Here is a 4,557-nt window from a genome sequence, read left to right on the forward strand (position 1 = left end):
TCCGTTTGCGCGCGAGCGTTACTGGATCGCGCCTTGCGCGCCGGTTGCGCCCGTGGCCGCGGCGCCGGGGCTGGACGCGGGATGGTTGCACCCGCTATTGCAGCGCAACACGTCGGATGTGACGGGGCCGCGCTTTAGCAGCCGTTTCAGCGGCGAGGAATTCTTCCTGGCCGACCATGTGATCCAGGGCCGGCGCGTGATGCCGGCGGTGGCCTACCTGGAAATGGCGCGCGCCGGGCTGGCGCAGGCGGGCGGGGCCGAGCATGCCTGGCAATTGCGCGATGTCAGCTGGTCGCGCCCGCTGGCGCTGCGCGAGGGGACGTCGGCCGAGCTGCACCTGGCCTTGTTCCCGGAAGCGGACGGCACGATAGGCATCGAAATCTACAGCGAGGCCGACGGCGAGACGGTGCTGCACAGCGCGGCCACGGGCGTGCCCGGCGCGCCGGCGGCGGCGCAGTATTGCGATCTGGCCGGTGCGCGCGCGGCGTGCGGCGTGGCCGAACTGTCGGCGGCGCAGTGCTACGCGATGCTCGGCGAGCTGGGCCTTGAATACGGCGCGGCCCAGCGGGCGCTGGCCGCGGTGTACGTGGGCGAGGGGCAGGTACTGGCGCGGCTGGAACTGCCGGCGGCGCAGGCGGCGCAGGCGCATCGCTACCTGCTGCATCCGAGCCTGCTGGACGCGGCGCTGCAGGCGCCGATCGGGCTGTCGCTGGGCGTTGCCGACGCCAAGGCGCCGCTTCCGTTCGGCCTGGAGCGCATCGATATCCTGGGCGAATGCAGTACCAGCATGTGGGCGCTGGTGCGCACCAGCGCTGGCGCGCAGCCGGGCGAGCGCGTGCGCAGGCTCGATATCGACCTGTGCGACCCGGACGGCAAGCTGTGCGTGCGCCTGGTCGGCTTCGCTTCGCGCGGGCTTTCCGCCGACTTCGGCGCGGCCCATGCCGAGGACCATACCGTGCTGCTGGAACCGGAATGGCAGCCCAGCGAAGTGGCGCCGGACGCCGAGCAACCCGTGTATGTCCAGCACGTGGTGATGATCTGCGATATGGCCGGTATCGCCGGCCAGGAGGTGGTCGGACCGACCGGCGCGCGCTGTATCCAGATCGCTTCGCATCACAACGGAATGGTGGACGACTTCCAGCGCTACGCCGTGGCCGCCTTCGAGGAAATCAAGTGGATATTGCAGTCCCGGCCGGTCGGCAAGGTGTTGTTCCAGATCGTCGTTCCCGCGCTGAGCGGGCACCAGCTGATGGCGGGGCTGAGCGGCCTGCTGAAAACGGCGCACCTGGAAAACCCCCACCTGATAGGCCAGTTGATCGCGCTGGACAACGCGCAGCAGGGCGATGGCCTGCGCGAGAAGCTGCTGGCAAACCGCCGCATGCCGCAAGACCGGCATATCCGCTACGAGGATGACGGCCGCTGGGTAGCCGGCTGGAAGGAGGTGACGGCCGGCGCGCGCGCCATGCACAAGCCGTGGAAGGCCGGCGGCGTCTACCTGATCACCGGCGGCGCGGGCGGGCTGGGGCTGATCTTCGCGCGGGAGATCGCGCAACAGGCGGCGGCGTCCACGCTGGTGCTGACCGGGCGCTCGGCGCCCGGCGAAGCCAGCCAGCGCCAGGTGCGGGCGCTCGAGGCGCTGGGCGCGCGCGCGCAATACGTTCAAACCGACGTCGCCGACAAGGCGGCGGTGTCGGCACTGGTCGATGGTATCGTGCGCGATTACGGCACGCTCGACGGCATCATCCATAGCGCCGGGATCATGCGCGACAATTTCATCCTGAAGAAAACGACGCGCGAGTTGCAGGCGGTGCTGGCGCCGAAAACCCTGGGGCTGCTGCATCTGGATGAGGCCAGCAAGAAGCTGAAACTCGATTTCCTGATCTGCTTTTCCTCGCTGGCGGGCGCCTATGGCAACGCGGGTCAAGCCGATTACGCCACCGCCAACGCCTTTATGGACGCCTATGCCGTCTACCGCAACAGCCTGGTCGCCTTGGAGCAGCGCCACGGTCGGACGGTTTCGATCAACTGGCCGCTGTGGCAGGACGGCGGCATGCGCATGGACCAGCAGGCCGAGCAACTGCTGGCGCAAGGCTCGGGCATGCTGGCCATGGCCAGCGCCGACGGCGTGGCCGCGTTATACCGCGTGCTGGCCACCGGTCAGGACCATATGGTGGTGATGCAGGGCCACGCCGCACAGATGCGCCACAGCTGGCAGGCGCCCGCCGCCCCCGTCGCCGCGGCGTTTGCCGCCGCGGCCGTGGTGGCGGCGCCGATGGCGTCGGCCGATCTGCTGGCCGGCCGGGCGGCGCAGTATTTTACGAAACTGCTCTCGGGCGTCATCAAACTGTCGGCCGAGCGCATCGATGTCGCCGCGCCGCTGGACAAGTACGGTATCGATTCGATCATGGCGATGGGTCTGGTGAGCCAGCTTGAAAAGGTCTTCGGCGCCCTGTCGAAGACGCTGGTATTCGAACACCACACGACCCAAAACCTGATCGATTACTTCATCCAGGCCTATCCGCAGCGGCTGCAGGAGGTGTTGGGTTTGAATGCGCCGGCGCCGGTGCCGCCGTCCGCCGCGCCGCCTGCCGCGACCGCGACCGCTACCGCGCCGGAGCCTGCGCCGGCGGCCACGCCGCGGCGTGGCCGCTATGCGGGCGCCGCCCCGGCGGCACGCCGCGATAGCGTGCAGGAGGCGGGCAAGGACGTTGGCAAGGATATCGCCATCGTCGGTTTGGCCGGACGCTACCCGCAGGCCGACAATGTACAGGCGTTCTGGGACAACCTCAAAAACGGCAAGGACAGCATCACCGAAATCCCCCCGGAGCGCTGGGACCACGGTCTGTACTTCGATCCAGACCGCGACAAGCCCGGCATGACTTACAGCAAATGGGGCGGCTTCATCGACGGCGTCGACGAATTCGACCCGATGTTTTTCAATATGCCGCCGCTTCATGCGGAATTCACCGATCCGCAGGAGCGCCTGTTCCTGCAGTGCGCCTATGCGACGCTGGAAGACGCCGGCTATACCCGCGAGACGCTGGCCAGGCAGGCGCAAGGCAACGTGGGCGTTTTCGTCGGCGTGATGTATGAGGAATACCAGTTGTTCGGCGCGGAGGCGCATGCGCGCGGCCGCCATGTCGCGGTGTCGTCGAATCCGTCGTCGGTGGCCAACCGGGTGTCGTACTTCTGTAACTTCAACGGTCCCAGCATGGCGATCAACACCATGTGCTCGTCGTCGCTGACGGCGATCCACCTGGCGTGCCAGAGCTTGCAGGAGGGTGATTGCGAGCTGGCCCTGGCCGGCGGCGTGAACGTGTCGGTGCATCCGAATAAATACCTGATGCTGGGCCAGGGCAAATTCGTCTCCAGCAGCGGCCAGTGCGAAAGCTTTGGCCAGGGCGGCGACGGCTACGTGCCGGCCGAAGGCGTCGGCGCGGTGCTGCTCAAGCCCCTCGCGAAGGCGATCGCCGACGGCGACCACATTTATGGCGTCATCAAGGGATCGGCGCTCAACCACGGCGGCAAGACCAACGGCTACACGGTGCCCAATCCGGGCGCGCAGAGCAAAGTGGTGGCGCGGGCCTTGCGTCGCGCCGGCGTCGACGCGCGCGACATCAGCTACCTCGAGGCGCACGGCACCGGCACCTCGCTGGGCGATCCGATCGAGATCGCCGGCTTGAGCCGCGCCTTCCGCGAGCAGACGCAGGACCGGCAATTTTGCGCCATCGGTTCGGTCAAGTCGAATATCGGCCATTGCGAGAGCGCCGCCGGCATCGCGGCGCTGACCAAGGTGTTGATGCAAATGCGGCACGGCCAGTTGGCGCCGTCGCTGCACTCGGCCGTGCTCAATCCGCATATCGACTTCGCCGCCAGCCCGTTCGTGGTGCAGCAGGAACTGGCCGAGTGGAAGCGGCCCGTCAGCATGCGCGACGGCGTGCGGCGCGAAGGCGCGCGCATCGCGGGGATCTCCTCGTTCGGCGCGGGCGGCTCGAACGCCCACCTGGTGATCCAGGAGCATGTCGCGACCGCGGCCGGTGGCGCCGCGCGCGGTGGGCCGGCCTTGGTGGTGCTGTCGGCGCGCACCGTCCAGGCTTTGCAGGCGCAGGCCCGGCAACTTGCCGATGTGCTGGACCGGCACGGCTGGACCGACGCCGACCTGGCCGATATCGCCTACACCCTGCAGACCGGGCGCGAGGCGATGGAAGAGCGGCTGGCCATGCAGGCCGATTCGCTGCAGTCCTTGCGCAACCAGCTCGGCGATTGGCTCGGCGGCGTGGACGGCAGCGAGGAAGTGTACCGCGGCCAGGTACGGGGCGAGAAGAGCGTCGTCGGCCTGTTTGCGGCGGATGAAGACATGGGAGGCATCGTCGACGCCTGGATCGCCAAAGGCAAGTACGGCAAGTTGCTCAGCCTGTGGGTGCGCGGTTTCGGCTTCGACTGGCACAAACTGTATGGCGCGGCCGCGCCGCGCCGCATCAGCCTGCCGACCTATCCATTCGCGAAAGAGCGCTACTGGGTGCCGGCGGCGCCGGCCGCCGGCGTGGATGCGCTTGC

At 68.2% G+C, this 4,557-nt stretch carries 1 protein-coding gene; it reads left to right on the top strand.

All coding sequences use genetic code 11. The features are described from left to right. Positions 1-85: 85 nt before the first annotated feature. Positions 86-4,557: SDR family NAD(P)-dependent oxidoreductase (locus JANGC3_RS28285; RefSeq protein WP_198291983.1), on the top strand; the 4,472-nt coding region annotated here is incomplete at its 3' end.

Origin of the sequence: Janthinobacterium sp. CG3 (assembly GCF_000344615.1) — a bacterium.
Taxonomy (GTDB): Bacteria; Pseudomonadota; Gammaproteobacteria; order Burkholderiales; family Burkholderiaceae_D; genus Janthinobacterium.